The organism is Mesorhizobium sp. M0514 (assembly GCF_040321145.1).
In the GTDB taxonomy this organism is placed as follows: Bacteria; Pseudomonadota; Alphaproteobacteria; order Rhizobiales; family Rhizobiaceae; genus Mesorhizobium.
The window spans coordinates 17,094-32,840 of the sequence record NZ_JAMYQZ010000038.1; the positions used below are offsets into that span (position 1 = coordinate 17,094).

Here is a 15,747-nt window from a genome sequence, read left to right on the forward strand (position 1 = left end):
GCGCGTTCTCCTAGCCGTCCGGCGGACGGCCGCATGACTGACGCACCACCAGCCGGCACGGCAGTTTTCGAATGCCCGGCGCGGCGGGTTGGCCGCCGACGAGCGAAAGCAGTGTGAGGCCGGCCTCGCGGCCGAGCGCTGCCAGGTTCATGTCGACCGAGGTCAGCGGCGGGCGGGTCGCCTCGGCCACGATCTCCCAATTGTCGAAGCCGATGACGCCGACATCGCCAGGCACGCCTAAGCCGCGCTCGCGCAGCGCATCGATCACGCCGCGCGCGATCTGGTCGTTGCCGCAGAACACGGCGTCGGGTTTCTCCCCGTTGTTGTTGAAGAGCGTTGGGCCGTCGAACAGCTTTCCGACGGCTTCATGCCCCCAGGCTTCCGACCACGAGCCGAGCAAGGGCTCGGTCACCGGCAGGCCGTGCGCGGCCAGCACATCGCGAAAAGCCTGTGCCCGCTCATTCACCACGGCAAAACTGGCGGGACCGCTGACATGGGCGATGCGCCGCCGCCCGAGGCGGCAAAAATGCTCGACCGCCAGCCGCGCCCCGCCGGCATCGTCGGAGACGAAGGCGACGGCATCGGGATCGGGCTGGCTGAAGGCGTAGATGACGGGCACGCCGAGATTGGCGAGGTCGACCGGCAAGTGGCGGTCGATGCGCTTGCCGCTGGCGATGATGCCGTCGATGCGCTTGTCCAGCATCGCCTCGACATGCAGCTGCGCCAGCCGCGGATCGTCCTCGACATTGCACATGAACACCGACACGCCGGCATCGACCAGCGCATCGGAAATGCCCGACATGACCGGCAGCGAAAAGCGGCCATAGGTATCGTTGGTCAGCAAGCCGACGGTAAAGGAGCGCCGCCGAAGCAGGCTCTGCGCCAGGCTGTTGGGGCGAAAGCCGAGCCGCTGCGCCGTCTCGCGAATGCGCTGCCGCGTCTCGGCAGTCATCCGCCCCTGCCCGTTCAGCGCCTTGGAGGCCGTGGCCACGCTGACGCCAGCCATCGCCGCGACTTCACGCAGGGTGACGGGGGTCTTGGCGGGTGGCGGCGAGGTGTCGGAGGGCATTGGTCGGGTGTAAGTCCTCGGGTTGAGAAAAGGTTTTCTCTTATAGCCCTATCAGACGCCAGCTGGTGATCTCGGCGCGTACGGAGCGATCTGGGAAAAGGTTTTCTCAAATTAGATTAGGGGAAGGATAGGGGGATGGCAAGGGGGACAACTGGGCCTATGGGCGTATCAAATTCTTGTCGGAACCGGTTTCCACTTCGCGTCGCAAAACTCGATAGTTTTTCGTGAAACAGTGTGTTCTCTCGCTCCTCGTAGTACAAATAGTGATTCTTTGCTGGTATTCCGGCGCGAAGAACAGGGGGTCGCATTTGGCTGACGCGGATGTACCAGAAATATTGGACGATGGTTTGCGCCTCATCCAAGCAGATGTTTCAAGGGCGCTCGACCTGATAGGCGACGAGACGGTCCAACTCGTTTTGACATCGCCACCCTATAATCTGCGGAAGATTTACGAACGCGACAAGGCGATGTCGCTTGAAGAATATGTCGCTTGGCTGACTCCGGTCGTCGAAAAAATCTGCAAGAAGGTTACGGCAGGAGGCAGCGTCTGCTGGCAGGTTGGCAACTTCGTGCGTGATGGCGAGGTCTTTCCACTCGACTATTATTTTTATGGGATGTTCCTAAGTCACGGCTTCAAGTTGCGTAACCGGATCATCTGGAAGTTCAACTTCGGCCTGCACGCCAACAAGCGCCTATCGGGCCGCTATGAAACGCTGCTGTGGTTCACCAAGTCCGACGAATATGTCTTTAATCTCGACCCGATCCGTGTGCCACAACTTTACCCCGGCAAGCGCCACTCGGCGAAGAAAGGAGAGGAGAAGGCGGGCAAGCCGAGCGGTAATCCTCTCGGGAAGAACCCCTCCGACTTCTGGACCTTTTCAGCCGATGACTGTTTCAGCGAATATCCGATCTGGGAAATCCCCAATGTAAAGGCGAACCATCCCGAACAGACGATCCATCCCTGCCAATTCCCGCATGAATTGGCGGAGCGATGCGTTCTTGCCTTTTCCAATGCGGGCGACGTGGTGCTCGATCCATTCGTCGGCGCAGGCACTAGCGCGATTGCGGCTGTCAAGGCCGGACGCAATGCGATCGGAGTCGATCGCAGCGCTGACTATGTTGACCTCACACGCAAGCGGGTGAAAGCCTTACGCGCCGGAGAGCTCGAACTGCGGCAGTCGGATAAAGAAGTGCGACGGCCGCTGCCGGGCGAGAAGGTCAGCACAGTTCCCGAAGAATGGTCTGAAGCGGCCGAGTGATGGCAAAGGCAGTATCCGCGGTTGCTGCAACCGCTAAGCCCGGCAAGGGCAAAAAGTCCAAAAAGGCGAAGAAGGCACCGCTGTCGTCAGTTGAGAAAGCAGCCAACAAGCTCAAGGGCGACCATCGGGCGGCGATCCGATCATCCTTTATCAAGGCTGGGTTCCACCGCGTAGCTGGGGTGAGCGATCGCGAATTCACGTACCAAAACCAAAAGACGGACCTTGACGACGTCTTTGTCTATGAAAATGTCGTCGTCTTGGCGGAATATACGTGCGCTCAGGCCTCAAACGTCGGCGATCATCTCAAGCTCAAGAAACATATCTACGATTAGATCCTGGCCGATCCGGAAGCCTTTTTAACATTTCTTGCCGCGAAATTTCCGGTGAGCGCGGACCAACTGGCGAGCGGTTATCATGTGCAGCAGACGATTGTGAAAATCCTATACTGCTCGCGCTTCGACTTCGAGGAGAAGTACAAGCTCAATGTGCCGGCCCCAGTCTATATGGATTACGCCGCAGTTCGATATTTTGCGGCGGTCTCCGACGCCGTGCACAAATCCTCACGCTTCGAGTTGCTCCATTTCCTCGCGATCGACGCGCAGGTGGGCGTGAACGGCAAGATTGATGTCTCCACGCCATCGAAGGACTACTCAGGGTCGCTGCTCCCCGAGGCACACTCACACTTCGACAATGGCTTCAAGATTGTCACCTTCTATGCCGATCCCGATGCGCTGCTCCGCACCGCTTACGTGCTGCGCAAAGACGGCTGGCGCGATTCGATGAATCTCTATCAACGCATGATCTCGAAGTCCAAAATCGAGGCGATTCGGACATACCTGAAGAAGCAGAAACGCGTCTTCATTAACAATATCATCGTGACCCTGCCGCCCGAGGTGCAGCCGCTAAACAAGAAGCTGGAGACGGTCGACTCGGCGACACTGAAGCAGACGGCGCCAGTCACCATTAAATTGCCAGACCGGGCGAACAGCATCGGGATAGTCGATGGCCAGCACCGAGTCTTTGCCTACCATGAGACAGACAATGACGATTCGCAGATTGCGCTTTTGCGGGTTCAGCAGAATCTGCTCGTGACTGGCATCATCTACCCCGCATATCTATCCGACATTGAGCGTGAAAAATTCGAGGCGCGACTCTTCCTCGAGATCAACTCGACTCAGACCAACGCAAAGTCCCAACTAAAGCAAGCGATTGGGCTCGTACTCGAACCTTTCGCCAGCGATTCGATCGCGGCGCGCGTTCTGTCGCAGTTGGCAAAGACAGGCCCGCTGCAGGGCGTCGTCGAGCAATATTTCTTCGACACTGACAAGCTCAAAACTTCGTCGATTGTCAGCTATGGGCTTCGGCCGCTTGTGAAAACCGGTGGGGACGATTCGCTCTTTTCGATCTGGGCCCATGAGGCCCGCGACGATGTCGCAGCGGGCAGGAATGACGAAGCTCTTGCTGAGTATGTCACATTCTGCGTAGCGACAATCAACAGACTGTTAGTCGCCATCCGGAAGAATCTGGCGTCGGGCCGCTGGACCACCGATCGAAAGGCAGAGAAGCGCGTCCTTGCCACGACCTATGTGAACAGCTTTCTAATCACCCTCCGGCTGCTCATCAAAGGGGGCAGGTCGTTGGACCAAGCCGATCTCGATCAAGCGTTCGCAGGCATCGATAATTTTGACTTTAGCGCCTATCATTCAAGTCAGTACAAGAGGATGGCAGAGCAGATTGTAGATATCCATTTCGGAATGACGGCTGAAGCGTTGTCATAGAACTGTTCTAAAGATGTCGAAGACTCTTGCGCTTCAGCGATATCGGATTTCACCTGGACGACATGAACCAGGCGCGAAGCAGCCTTCCGTAGCCTAGAAGGTCAAAGAGCCTGGGGATAGAACCTGCCATTTACCAGGCTCAGTTTCATGATCCAAACAGGTGTCAGATGCGATGGCGGAGCGCGTCGATGATCACCGCCATCGCAGGGGAGAGCTGTCGCCTGCTCGGATAGTAGAGGTGATAGCCGGCAAATGGCGGGCTCCAGTCGTCGAGCACGAGCCTGAGGCGTCCCTCGGCGATGTGGTGGCTGACGAGGTTTTCCGGGACATAGGCGATCCCGAAACCGCTTGTCGCAGCCTCGATCATGGGAATGGACGAATTGAAGGTAAGCTGGCCTTCCACCCGCACACGAAGGTCGCGGCCATCCCTGGCGAATTCCCACGCATACAGTCCGCCGAACGTCGCCTGCCGCATATTGATGCAGTCGTGATCGACCAGATCCTGGGGCGCGGTCGGAACCGGATGGCGGGAAAAGTAGTCCGGCGAAGCCACGGCCACGAGCCTCCAATCCGGCCCGATGCGCACTGCGATCATATCCCTGTCGATGCTCTCGCCAAGCCGCACGCCTGCGTCGAAGCGCTCCTCCACAATGTTCTTCATGCCGTTGTCGCTGTAAAGCTCGACGCGCACGTCGGGATTGTCGTTGAGCAAGGGCTGGAGCTTCGGCCAGACGGTCGTCTGGAGCGCATGGTCGGACAGGGTGATGCGGACCGTTCCGGAGGGCTTGTCGCGAAACGCCACCAGGCTTGCAAGGTCGGATTCGATTTCCTCGAAGCGGGGAACGAGAGATTGGAATAGTCGCTCGCCGGCCTCGGTCGGAGAGACGCTCCGCGTCGTACGCGTCAGCAGGCGGACGCCAAGGCGAGCTTCAAGCTCCTTGATTGTCGAACTCAGGGTCGACTGCGAGGTTCCGAGCTTTGCCGCCGCCCTGGTGAAACTGCGCTCCCTGGCGACCGCCACGAACCAGAGCAGATCCTTCATGCCATCGCGCTGCATAGGGCACCTCCCGCCGGACATTCATATCATGAGCAGATAAGTCCATGCGGATTACTTAGTCTACTTAAATGGGTTCCCCTGCAATATCTTCTGGCAGCGACGGCGGCTGATCCGTCCGGCCGCTTTGCCAGGATGCGAATCATGGAAACCACGTACGACACAAGGCTTGTTGAAAACCGCGCCGCATGGGGCGCGGTGTTGTCGATGGCGCTGTGTGTTTTCGTGCTCATCGCGTCGGAATTCATGCCGGTCAGCCTGCTGTCGCCGCTAGCGGCCGATCTCGGCATCACCGAGGGCCGGGCGGGACAGGCGATCTCGATTTCGGGCGCTTTCGCCGTCGTGACCAGCCTGCTGGTCGCCGGCCTCACGCGCCACATCGACCGCCGACTGGTCGTGACCGGCTTCACCCTCCTCCTCATCGTGTCCGGTCTGGCTGTCACCTTCGCGCCAAACTACGCGTTGCTCATGGTCGGCCGGGCGCTGCTCGGCATCGCGATCGGCGGGTTCTGGTCGATGTCGACCGCGATCGTCATGCGCCTCGTGCCGCAAGACATGGTTCCGAAGGGTCTCGTCATGCTGAACGCCGGCAATGCCATTGCGGCCACCATCGCCGCGCCGCTGGGCAGTTTTCTTGGCGCCTATGTCGGCTGGCGCGGCGCTTTCTTCCTCGTCGTGCCGTTTGGCCTCCTGGCGCTGGCCTGGCAGTGGACAAGCCTGCCGGCGCTGCCGCCGCGCCGGAGGAAGCGTGCCGGCAATCCGCTGGCGCTGCTCGGCCGTCTTCCCGTTGCCACCGGCATGGCGTCGATCATGATGCTGTTCATGGGTCAGTTCGCGCTCTTCACCTATCTGCGGCCCTTCCTCGAGAACGTCACGCGGCTCGACATCGCCGCCCTCTCGGCGGTCCTGCTGGCGATGGGGCTGGCCGGGGTGCTCGGCACATGGTGCGTCGGCCGACTTTTGCGCACGCGTCTGTTCAGCATCCTCACCGTCATCCCGCTGGTCATGGCTGCGCTGGCCGCCGCGCTCATCGCCTTCGGTGCACTCCCGGGTCCCACAGCGCTGCTGCTCGTTGCCTGGGGCTTCTTCGGCATGGCCGCGCCGGTTGGTTGGGGCACGTGGCTCAGCCGAACATTGCCGAACGACGCGGAGGCCGGCGGCGGGTTGCAGGTAGCCGTCATCCAGTTCGCCATCACCGGCGGCGCCGCGATCGGCGGCACGCTGTTCGATACGGTGGGCTGGTGGGGACCGTTCACTCTGGGCGCGGTGCTGCTCTGCGGATCGGCGGTCGCCGCCCTTGCCGCAGCGCATATGGCCCGGAGGTCTTTGCCGTGACGAACGAACATGCGCCGCTCAGCCGCCGGACATTGCTCGGCGCCGCGCTCGCGGCGGCGGCCCTGCCTCGCACAGCCGCCGGCCAGGAAGGCCAATCTCCCGTCAGCCAGGAGCCCACCGACATGAAGATCAGGATGGTTTTCAACGGCCGCACCATGACCGCCACGCTCTACGACAATCCGTCGGCGCACGACTTCTTCTCCATGCTGCCGCTCGACCTCGAAATCGAGGACTACGCCCATAACGAGAAGATCGCCTATCTGCCGCGCAAGCTGACCGAGGAGGGAAGCGGTCCGTTCGCCGACGAGCAGCCCTATGACCTGTGCTATTTCATGCCGTGGGGCAACCTGGCCATGTTCTACGCCGACTACCGCCATCCGGGGCTGATCAGGCTTGGCCGCTTCGACGAGGGCGAGCAGGCCCTGCACATTCGCGGCAAATTCCCGCTTCGCATCGAACGCATTTGAGGACGCAAAGGAGATCACCATGGACATTCTTCGCGCCGGCACCAGGCCTTCCGGCAAGGGACCGCCTGACTGGTTCACCGGAACGGTGCGGATCGATCCGCTCTTCAATCCCTTCGACGCCGAGCGGGTTCAAGGCGCACAGGTGACCTTCGAGCCCGGCGCCCGCACCGCCTGGCACACGCATCCGCTCGGCCAGACGCTGATCGTCGTCTCCGGCCTCGGTCGCGTGCAGCGCGAAGGTGGCCCGGTCGAGGAAATCCATCCGGGCGATGTCGTCTGGTTCGCTCCCGGCGAAAAGCACTGGCACGGCGCGTCGCCTCGGACCGCCATGACCCACATCGCCCTCCAGGAGGTCAAGGACGGCAAGGTCGTGGACTGGCTGGAACATGTCAGCGACGCCGACTACGGCGGCTGATCTTCTCCCCTCGGAAGGAACCAACATGCTTGCAACCGTTCTTCACAAACCGGGCGACATACGCTGCGAGGAAATCGCCGATCCGAAAATCATGCGGCCGACGGACGCCATCATCAAGCTGTCGGCAAGCTGCATCTGCGGCTCGGACCTGTGGCCCTATCGCGGGCTGCAGCCGGTCGCCGGGCCGATGCATATGGGCCACGAATATTGCGGCATCGTCGTCGAGGTCGGCGCAGAGGTGCGCACGGTCCGCCCCGGCCAGTTCGTCGTGGGGTCATTCTGCCTCTCCGACAATACCTGCCCGCATTGCCGCTTCGGCTTCCAGTCGTCTTGCGTGCAGCGCGAGTTCATGTCGGGCGCGCAGGCGCCTTACGCTCGCGTACCCCTGGCCGATGGCACACTGGTCGCCACCACCGAGGTCCCGCCGGCCGACCTCATCCCAGACCTGCTGGCTGTGTCCGATGTGCTCGGCACCGGCTGGTATGCGGCCGACGCAGCCGAGGTCCGCGAAGGATCGACGGTGGTGGTGGTCGGCGACGGTGCGGTCGGCCTGATGGGCGTGCTTGCGGCCAAGGAGATGGGCGCCGAGCGCATCATCGCCATGAGCCGGCACGCCAGCCGCCAAAAGCTCGCCCGCGAGTTCGGCGCCACCGACATCGTCGCCGAGCGCGGCGAGGAAGGCGTGGCCCGCATCAAGGAACTCACCAAGGGCGTCGGCGCGGACTCCGTGCTGGAATGCGTCGGCACGGGAGAATCCTTCGACCAGGCGCTGGCCTGCTCCCGCCCCGGCGGCACCATCGGCTATGTCGGCGTGCCGCATGGCGTGAACTTCGACGGCCAAAAACTATTCTTCGGCCAGAAACGCATGCTGGGCGGCCCGGCGCCGGTGCGCCGCTTCCTGCCCGACCTGATGGATCGTGTGCTGCAAGGTCGGATCAAGCCCGGCAAGGTCTTCGACCTCAAGCTGCCGTTGGCCGAGGTCGCTGAAGGCTATCGCGCCATGGACGAGCGTCGCGCCATCAAGGTCATGCTTTCGGTGTGAGCAAGATCGGGCGGACGGTCTGTGCGCTCCCACAACTCAGAAAAGGAACAACGACATATGACGATGAGATTGAAGATTGCCGCCCTTGCTCTTGCGCTTTCGGTCGCCACGCCGGCTTTCTCGCAAGAGTCCGCGATCATCGGCGCATGGCGGATGATTTCGCTCGAGGCCGGGGCAGAGGGAAACCTGAAGCCCGTGCCCTATTCCGGCCAGGTCATCTTCACCGAGGCCGGCACCCTCTCGGTGCAGGCGCAGAACCCCGACCCCAAGGCGCCGGACACGCCTTACACGGCGAATGGCTACGAAGCCTATTACGGGCCGGTCGCCATCAACGACCAGGACAAGACCTTCGTCATCACCATCGAGTCCTCCCTGGTCCGCAACCTTGTCGGGAAGAGCATGAAACGCAAATTCGAGGTCTCGGACAACAAACTCGTCCTCACGCCTGACAACCCGGCCGAAGGCTGGCGCGTAACCTACGAACGCTACTGATCCGAACAGTTGGGCTGCCGATGGCCAAAATGGCGCGGATGTCAGACCGAAATGGCGTCATGGCGGAACTGGTGCCGATCATGGCGGCCGTCTTCACCGGCTTCCTGCTGATCGGCCTGGCGCTACCCGTCCTGCCGCTGCATCTTCACCAGCAGCTCGGCTTCGGCCCCTTCGCAGTCGGGCTGGTGACGGGCAGCCAGTTCGTCGCCTCGATGCTGTCGCGCATCGGGGCTGGAAACTATGCCGATGGACGCGGCGGCAAGCGCGCCGTCGTCGTCGGCCTCGTTGCCGCTGCCCTTGCCGGGCTATTTTACCTCGGCTCGCTGGCATTGCTCGACCGGCCGGTAGCGTCCGCATCGGCGCTGTTCGCCGGACGGGCGGTGCTGGGCGCGTCCGAGAGCTTCATCATCACCGGCGGCGTCGCCTGGGGCCTCTCCGTTGCGGGCGGACAGAACTCCGGAAAAGTCATAGCCTGGGTGGGCACGGCGATGTTTGCGGCGCTCGCGCTGGGGGCGCCGGTCGGATCTGCGCTTTATGCGGCGAGCGGTTTCACCGCGATCGCGCTCGCGACGATCATCCTGCCGCTGGCGACGCTGCTTGCCATCCTGCCGATGCGCGGCACCAGCGCCGCCTCGGGCAGCGTGCCGCAGTCATGGAGGAGCGTGGCGAAAGCGGTCTGGCTTCCTGGCGTCGGAGCTGCTTTCAGCAGCCTCGGCTATGGTGCTATTCTGGGCTTCGGCGCCCTGCTCTTCGCCGAGCAGGGCTGGCAGCCGGTATGGCTTCCTTTCACGGCCTATGCTGCGTCTCTGATTGTGGCAAGGCTGTGCTTCGGCCACCTGCCCGACAGGCTTGGAGGCGCACGCGTCGCCGTGATCTTCGTTGTGGTCGAGGCGGCAGGGCTGATGCTGATCTGGCTTGCGACCGGGCCTGTTGTCGCCGCAATCGGAGCGGGTCTGACTGGCCTCGGCTACTCGCTGGTCTATCCCGGCCTCGGCGCCGAGGCCGTAGGCCGTCTTCCGTCGCGCAGCCGCGGCCTGGCCATGGGACTCTACACCGTCTTCCTCGACGTGGCGCTCGGCTTCGGCAGTCCGGCGCTCGGCCTGGTCGCTGCGTCGACCGGGCTGCAATTCGTCTTCTTCGCCGTCGCGGCGGCGACGCTTCCGGCGTTGGGCATAGCTCTGCTGCTGGGTCGCCGCCGTAGCGCTCCATTATAGACAGCTCGCCGGCGCCGTCCGCATGAGGTTCGCTCATAGTCTCTTTCCGGGTCGCCACTGAGGCTGAACCCCTGCCCCGCAAGGGTCGACGAGGCCCGGCAAATTCCCGCCCAGACACACTCCAGAAACAAAATTCAACAGTTCGGAAAAACCGGCGAAAAGATCGGGTGGCATAAGCTCCCCGGTCGAGATTCCGGGCTCTTCCTTTTTGGAAGCCCTCCACCAACAAAATCGCAGCGGCGGCGCAGTGCCTCCTCCAGCGGCGGCATGAACAGCCGGGCAATGCCCGGCGAGGACGAGAAAGTATGGACATGGACTACGATATCGCCGAACTGGACGGCGACGCGGCAACGGCGATCGGCAGCCTGGCAAGCATCGATGCGCTGGCAAGGATCGCTCGCGGCCCGGCAAGGGACGGCCAGGTCCTGACGGGCGCCGACTTTGCCCTGCAGCCGGGTGAGCGGCTCGATACGGTCTTCGAGCAGCTCGCCGTAACGTTTGCCGCACTGCCGGCGGTGATCTCCGAAGAGCGCGTGTGGACCTATCAGGAGCTGAACAGCCGTGCCAACCAGTTCGCCCGCATGCTGATCAAGCACGGCGTGCGGCCGGGCCACCGGGTCGGGCTCATTCTCGATCGGTCGGCGGAGACCTATGTCGCGTTGCTGGCGGTGATGAAGGCGGGGGCTGCCTTCGTGCCGCTGGCCACCGCGTTTCCGCAGGAGCGGATGGCGCTGATCATCGAAGACGCCGCCGTCAGCATGATCGTCACCATCGCCGCCTATGCGTCGCGCGCCGGTCAACTGCCCGTTCCCCATGTGCTGATCGACAGCGCCGCCGCCGAGATTTCCGCGCAGTCGCCCGCGCCGCTGAAGCCGCAGGCGGCCGACGACATTTGCTACATCCTCTATACCTCGGGCACCACTGGCAAGCCCAAGGGCGTGGTCATCACGCACCAGAGCTTCGTCAATTTCATACACGTCGCGGCCGCCTCCTACGGCTACCGGCCGGGCGACCGGGTGTATCAGGGCATGACCATTGCCTTCGACTTTTCCTCCGAAGAGATCTGGGTGCCGTTCGTCGCCGGCGCGACGGTGGTGCCGGCTCCTGGCCAGATGCCGCTGGTGGGCGAGGAACTGGCGGATTTCCTGCGCCTCCATGACATCACCTGCATGGCCTGCAGCCCGACCTTGCTGTCGTCGATGACATCGGACGTTCCCAGCCTGCGCACGCTTCTGGTGGGCGGCGAGGCCTGCCCGCACAATCTGGTGGTGCGCTGGTCGAAGCCGGGCCGGCAGATCCTCAACACCTACGGGCCGACCGAGGCGACCGTCACCGCAACGATGGGGGCGCTGACGCCGGACCGTCCCGTCACGATCGGCGCGCCGTTGCCGACTTACTCGATCGTCATTCTCGACGCTTCGCTGCCGCAACTTGCCGAGCCCGGTGAACTGGGCGAGATCGGCATTGCCGGCATCGGGCTCGCCGTCGGTTATCTGAACCGGCCGGACCTGACCGACCAGAAATTCATCGCCGATTTCGTCGGCCTGCCGAACAACCCGTCGCAGCGCATCTACCGCACCGGCGATCTTGGCCGGATCAACGATAGCGGCGAGATCGAGTATGCCGGGCGCATCGACACGCAGGTGAAGATTCGCGGCTATCGCATCGAGCTCGGCGAGATCGAGGCGGTGCTGCTCGACCAGCCCGAGATCGCCCAGGCCGCCGTCACCACCTGGGAGATCGAACCCGGTCGCGTCGAACTGGTTGCCTATTACGCGCTTAAAACCGGCGTAGCGGCGATTTCCCGAGGGGATCTCGCCCAGACGATGAAGCGGCGGCTGCCCGACTACATGGTGCCCGGCTATCTGGAGGAACTGCCTGCCATCCCGATGACCGTCTCCAACAAGGTAGACCTGCGCCAACTGCCGAAGCCGACGAGCGTCCGGCTTTCGGCCGATCGCACGATGGTGCCGCCCGGCAATGAGGACGAGCGATTCCTGGCGGAAGCGCTGGCCACGGTGCTGAAATTCGACGCGGTGTCGGTCGAGGATCACTTCTTCGACGATCTCGGCGCCAACTCCTTGCTGATGGCGCATTTCTGCGCGCGCGTGCGCACCAGGAAGGAATGGGCGACGACGTCGATGCGCGACATCTACCTCTATCCCACGGTGGCGCGCCTGGCGCTGCATCTGGGGGTAGCGGAGGAGATGACGACGGCAACCAACGAGCCGGTCCTCACCCGCCGGGCCTCGAACTTCGCCTACTGGACCTGCGGCGCGGCGCAGCTTTCGTTCTACGGCCTCTACAGCTACGTGGCGCTCTGGGCGATCAATGACGGCCTCAACTGGATGTATGACGCGCTCGACGATCCGCTGCAGCTCTATATCCGGTGCGTGGCGCTCTCGGCCGCCGTGTTCTTCGGCATGTCGGGCTTTGCCGTCCTGGCGAAATGGGTGCTCATCGGCCGGTGGAAGGCCGAGGCGTTTCCGGTCTGGGGCGTGCGCTACTTCCGCTTCTGGGTGGTCAAGACATTGATCCGAACCGCGCCCGTCGTGCTGTTCCGCGGCAGCCCGCTCTACAGCCTCTATCTGCAGCTGCTCGGCACCAAGCTCGGGAAAAACGCCGTCATCGAATCGAAGTCCGTGCCCGTCTGCACGGATCTTATTTCCATCGGCGCCAACACCATCCTGCGCAAGGAATCGATGATCCTCGGCTTCAGGGCCCAGTCCGGTTATATCCACACCGGGCCGCTGACCATCGGCCGCGATGCTTTCGTCGGCGTCGGCTCCACGCTCGACATCGACACCAGGATCGGCAACGGCGCCCAGCTCGGCCATTCGTCCTCGCTGCATCGCGGGCAAAGCATTCCCGACGGCGAGCACTGGCATGGATCGCCGGCGGTGCCGACCACGGCGGACTATTGCAAGGTGCGCAATGTCAATCCTTACCAGGTCCGGCGCTTCCTCTATGAAGCGCTGCAGCTGGTCGGCCTGTTTGGCCTCGTCACCCCGCTGCCGCTCCTGTTCCACAGCTACTGGGAATATGTCGGCGACGACTATCAGGAGACGATCGGCCTTGTCGCGATCGGCACCACGGTCACGCTTTTCGGCTATATCGCGGCGGCTTTCCTGGCAGCGACGCTGGTGCCGCGCCTGACGAGCCTGATATTGAAGCCGGGCCGCACCTACACGCTTTACGGTTTCCGCTACTGGCTGCAGACCGTCGCCGAATTCGCCAGCAATTCCCGCGTGCTCGGGCTCCTGGCCGGCGACAGCTCGGCAATCGTGCACTACATGCGCGCCATCGGCTGGAACCTCAACAGAGTGGTGCAGACCGGCTCCAATTTCGGCTCCAACCAGCAGCACGAAAACCCGCTTCTGTGCGAGATCGGCACCGAGACCATGGTCTCGGACGGGCTGTTCATGATCAACATGCACAAATCCGCCTCGGCCTTCAGGCTCGAGCCGACGCGCATCGGCGAACGCAACTATCTCGGCAACAACATCTATTATCCGCCGGACGGCCGCACCGGCGACAACGTGCTGCTCGGCACCAAGGTGATGATCCCCATCGATGGGCCGGTGCGCGAGAATGTCGGCCTTCTCGGTTCGCCTGCGTTTGAAATCCCGCGCATGGTGAACCGCGACAAGGAGCTTATCGCCGGCGTCGACGAGGCCGACCGGCGCCGGCGCATCCCGCACAAGAACCGCCACAACCTGGTGACCATTCTTCTGTTCCTGGCAACGCAATGGGTCATGCTGTTCGTCACGCTGGCGATCTGGGACCGGGCGCTAAACTACTATACGGAATGGGCGGAGGTCGCCCTGTTCGCCGCCGTGCTTTTGACCTCGGCGATCACCATTCCGTTCTACATTCTGGTCGAGCGGGCAAGCCTTGGCTTTGGCCGGTTAAAGCCGCAGATGACGACGATCTACGACGTCGCCTTCTGGCGCCACGAACGCCACTGGAAGCTGGCGGATTCGCCGATCGTGCGCCTGTTCGCCGGCACGCCGTTCCGGCCGATGATCCTGCGCCTGTTGGGCGTCAAGGTCGGCAAGCGGGTCTATGACGGCGGCAGCAATTTGACCGAGCGCTCGCTGGTCGAGATCGGCGATGATGTCACGCTAAACGAAGGCTGCGTCATCCAGGCCCATTCGCTGGAAGAAGGTGCGTTCAAGTCGGATTTCATCCGCATCGGCGACGGCTGCACGCTCGGACCTTCCGCCTTTGTCCACTACGGCGTGGTGATGGGCAAAGGCTCGATGGTCGACGCGGACTCCTTCGTGATGAAGGGCGAAGAGCTGGAGCCCAACTCGATCTGGCGGGGCAACCCGGCCAAGCTGCATCGCTTCGTCGAGCCGGTGCCGGAGGATGGCGTCAAGGCAACGGCTTGATGAGCGCAGACATCCGCCTCGTTTCGGTGACTGCGGCCAACCGGGCTGTGGTCGCGGCCCTGGAGCTGGCCCCGGATCAGATGGATTTCGTCGCCAGCAATGCGGAGTCGCTGGACGAAGCCGAAACCGACGGGGACGCTCGGCCGCGCGTCGTCATGGCAGGGGATCGCGTCGTCGGTTTCCTGATGTATGAGGCGCCAGAGGACGACGACGAGGCGCGGATCTACCGCTTCATGATCGATCGCGTTCATCAGGGCCAAGGCTACGGCAAGGCCGCTTTGCGCGAAGTGCTGGATGAAATCATGGGGCTCGGCCACATCAGCCACGTTTCGATCTGCTACGAACCTGGGAATGAAGCGGCACGCCGCCTCTATCGCGCTGCCGGTTTCGTCGAAGAAGGGCCCGACGAGGACGGGGAAATGATCGCCGACCTCGCTCTGCGGGGCGAACAGCCATGACGCGCCCGCCCGATGCCGGTGCCAGCCTGTCGGCGCAGTTGCTGGCGGCGATGGCCGCCATGGCACCGGCCGGCGTTCGGATCGGATGCCGCACGATCCGCGAAGGCGATGAGAACCATTTGCTGCCGCAGGAAGCACGCTCCATCCCGTCACGCCTGCCGCTGATGCGGCGGGCGAGTGGCGCGGCGCGGTGGATCGCGCACGAGCTGCTGGCGGATATGGGCTTGAACGACGTCGCTATCCTCCGCGGCTCCTCCGGGGCACCGGTATGGCCTCATGGAGTAACGGGGTCGCTGGCTCACGACGACGAGATAGCCGTGGCGGCCGTCGCGCCGCTCTCCCACGTCGCCTCGCTCGGCATCGATATCGAGCCCGCTTTGCCCCTGCCCGACGACATCTTCGCGCTGGTTGCAGTCCCCGCTGACCGGATCGACGCAACCGACCCGTATCTTGCCGGTCGCATCCTTTTTGCCGCCAAGGAAGCTGTCTACAAGGCCGCCTACCCGCTTGATGGCGAAGTGCTGGGCTATGAGGACATCACCGTCGATCTCGACGCAAGCGACGCTGTGACGAAGACGGGCCGCAGAGCGAGACTGGTTTACTGCGTTGCTCCGTGTGTGGTCGTTCTGGCGTTTGTCGATGGTGTCCGAAGCGAAGCGCCCCCCTTTAAGCGCGAATGGGCCAGCGCCCGACAGCTGCTCAACAAAGCGCATTTTTTTCGCAGAGCGGTCGCAAAAAGGCTCACGCGGTTCGTCCTTTGACAGAAGAAG

At 62.9% G+C, this 15,747-nt stretch carries 14 protein-coding genes; 12 read left to right on the forward strand and 2 right to left on the reverse strand.

From position 1 onward, the window contains the following. Positions 1-10 precede the first annotated feature (10 nt). Positions 11-1,069, reverse strand: coding sequence for a LacI family DNA-binding transcriptional regulator (locus tag NKI61_RS17175; RefSeq protein ID WP_023747741.1), 1,059 nt, complete (start codon positions 1,067-1,069; stop codon positions 11-13). A gap of 308 nt (positions 1,070-1,377) precedes the next feature. On the opposite strand from NKI61_RS17175, the gene NKI61_RS17180 reads away from it, so the two are divergent. Genes NKI61_RS17180 through NKI61_RS17190 form a run of 3 tightly spaced genes read left to right on the forward strand, consistent with a single transcriptional unit; the run spans position 1,378 to position 4,106 of the window. After that, positions 1,378-2,328 carry a DNA-methyltransferase gene (locus NKI61_RS17180; protein WP_352840128.1) on the forward strand — a complete coding sequence of 317 codons (951 nt, stop codon included), beginning with the start codon at positions 1,378-1,380 and terminating at the stop codon, positions 2,326-2,328. Then, the gene (locus tag NKI61_RS17185) at positions 2,328-2,660 is read left to right on the forward strand and encodes a hypothetical protein (RefSeq protein WP_352840129.1); all 333 of its coding nucleotides are present in this window, start codon (positions 2,328-2,330) and stop codon (positions 2,658-2,660) included. Before NKI61_RS17180 ends, NKI61_RS17185 begins: the two co-directional genes overlap by 1 nt. Positions 2,661-2,711: 51 nt before the next feature. Next, the gene (locus NKI61_RS17190) at positions 2,712-4,106 is read left to right on the forward strand and encodes a DGQHR domain-containing protein (protein ID WP_352840130.1); all 1,395 of its coding nucleotides are present in this window, start codon (positions 2,712-2,714) and stop codon (positions 4,104-4,106) included. Positions 4,107-4,269: 163 nt separating this feature from the next. On the opposite strand, the gene NKI61_RS17195 is transcribed toward NKI61_RS17190, so the two are convergent. Then, a complete protein-coding gene (locus tag NKI61_RS17195; RefSeq protein ID WP_023700616.1) occupies positions 4,270-5,163 on the reverse strand; it encodes a LysR family transcriptional regulator in 894 nt (297 codons plus the stop codon). Positions 5,164-5,304: 141 nt separating this feature from the next. Here NKI61_RS17195 and NKI61_RS17200 point away from each other — a divergent pair, with 141 nt between their 5' ends. From NKI61_RS17200 to NKI61_RS17240, 9 genes are all read left to right on the forward strand, one after another. Further along, complete coding sequence (locus NKI61_RS17200; protein WP_352840131.1) at positions 5,305-6,495, forward strand: MFS transporter; 1,191 nt, start codon at positions 5,305-5,307, stop codon at positions 6,493-6,495. Next, a complete protein-coding gene (locus NKI61_RS17205) occupies positions 6,492-6,962 on the forward strand; it encodes a cyclophilin-like fold protein (RefSeq protein ID WP_023734245.1) in 471 nt (156 codons plus the stop codon). Before NKI61_RS17200 ends, NKI61_RS17205 begins: the two co-directional genes overlap by 4 nt. Positions 6,963-6,981: 19 nt before the next feature. Further along, positions 6,982-7,377 (forward strand): (R)-mandelonitrile lyase, encoded by a 396-nt coding sequence (locus NKI61_RS17210; RefSeq protein ID WP_023682960.1) that lies wholly within the window; start codon positions 6,982-6,984, stop codon positions 7,375-7,377. A 25-nt stretch (positions 7,378-7,402) separates the two neighbouring features. Further along, positions 7,403-8,419, forward strand: coding sequence for a zinc-dependent alcohol dehydrogenase family protein (locus NKI61_RS17215; protein ID WP_023835109.1), 1,017 nt, complete (start codon positions 7,403-7,405; stop codon positions 8,417-8,419). A 57-nt stretch (positions 8,420-8,476) separates the two neighbouring features. Then, positions 8,477-8,911 carry a lipocalin-like domain-containing protein gene (locus NKI61_RS17220; RefSeq protein WP_023724823.1) on the forward strand — a complete coding sequence of 145 codons (435 nt, stop codon included), beginning with the start codon at positions 8,477-8,479 and terminating at the stop codon, positions 8,909-8,911. Positions 8,912-8,940: 29 nt separating this feature from the next. Next, on the forward strand, positions 8,941-10,125 hold the full coding sequence (locus tag NKI61_RS17225; RefSeq protein ID WP_245265618.1) for an arabinose transporter: 1,185 nt from the start codon (positions 8,941-8,943) through the stop codon (positions 10,123-10,125). A gap of 305 nt (positions 10,126-10,430) precedes the next feature. Next, positions 10,431-14,519 carry a Pls/PosA family non-ribosomal peptide synthetase gene (locus NKI61_RS17230; RefSeq protein ID WP_352840133.1) on the forward strand — a complete coding sequence of 1,363 codons (4,089 nt, stop codon included), beginning with the start codon at positions 10,431-10,433 and terminating at the stop codon, positions 14,517-14,519. Then, the gene (locus tag NKI61_RS17235; protein ID WP_352840134.1) at positions 14,519-14,977 is read left to right on the forward strand and encodes a GNAT family N-acetyltransferase; all 459 of its coding nucleotides are present in this window, start codon (positions 14,519-14,521) and stop codon (positions 14,975-14,977) included. The genes NKI61_RS17230 and NKI61_RS17235 overlap by 1 nt, the downstream gene beginning before the upstream one ends. Beyond that, on the forward strand, positions 14,974-15,738 hold the full coding sequence (locus NKI61_RS17240; RefSeq protein ID WP_352840135.1) for a 4'-phosphopantetheinyl transferase family protein: 765 nt from the start codon (positions 14,974-14,976) through the stop codon (positions 15,736-15,738). Before NKI61_RS17235 ends, NKI61_RS17240 begins: the two co-directional genes overlap by 4 nt. The last annotated feature ends 9 nt before the right edge of the window (positions 15,739-15,747 follow it).

What these genes read in the sequence shown, in the direction of transcription:
- NKI61_RS17235 (WP_352840134.1), top strand. Translation starts at nt 14,519, where the DNA reads ATGAGCGCAGACATCCGCCTCGTTTCGGTGACTGCGGCCAACCGGGCT.
- NKI61_RS17200 (WP_352840131.1), top strand. Translation starts at nt 5,305, where the DNA reads ATGGAAACCACGTACGACACAAGGCTTGTTGAAAACCGCGCCGCATGG.
- NKI61_RS17195 (WP_023700616.1), bottom strand. Translation starts at nt 5,163, where the DNA reads ATGCAGCGCGATGGCATGAAGGATCTGCTCTGGTTCGTGGCGGTCGCC.
- NKI61_RS17185 (WP_352840129.1), top strand. Translation starts at nt 2,328, where the DNA reads ATGGCAAAGGCAGTATCCGCGGTTGCTGCAACCGCTAAGCCCGGCAAG.
- NKI61_RS17230 (WP_352840133.1), top strand. Translation starts at nt 10,431, where the DNA reads ATGGACATGGACTACGATATCGCCGAACTGGACGGCGACGCGGCAACG.
- NKI61_RS17225 (WP_245265618.1), top strand. Translation starts at nt 8,941, where the DNA reads ATGGCGCGGATGTCAGACCGAAATGGCGTCATGGCGGAACTGGTGCCG.
- NKI61_RS17215 (WP_023835109.1), top strand. Translation starts at nt 7,403, where the DNA reads ATGCTTGCAACCGTTCTTCACAAACCGGGCGACATACGCTGCGAGGAA.
- NKI61_RS17175 (WP_023747741.1), bottom strand. Translation starts at nt 1,069, where the DNA reads ATGCCCTCCGACACCTCGCCGCCACCCGCCAAGACCCCCGTCACCCTG.
- NKI61_RS17220 (WP_023724823.1), top strand. Translation starts at nt 8,477, where the DNA reads ATGACGATGAGATTGAAGATTGCCGCCCTTGCTCTTGCGCTTTCGGTC.
- NKI61_RS17210 (WP_023682960.1), top strand. Translation starts at nt 6,982, where the DNA reads ATGGACATTCTTCGCGCCGGCACCAGGCCTTCCGGCAAGGGACCGCCT.
- NKI61_RS17240 (WP_352840135.1), top strand. Translation starts at nt 14,974, where the DNA reads ATGACGCGCCCGCCCGATGCCGGTGCCAGCCTGTCGGCGCAGTTGCTG.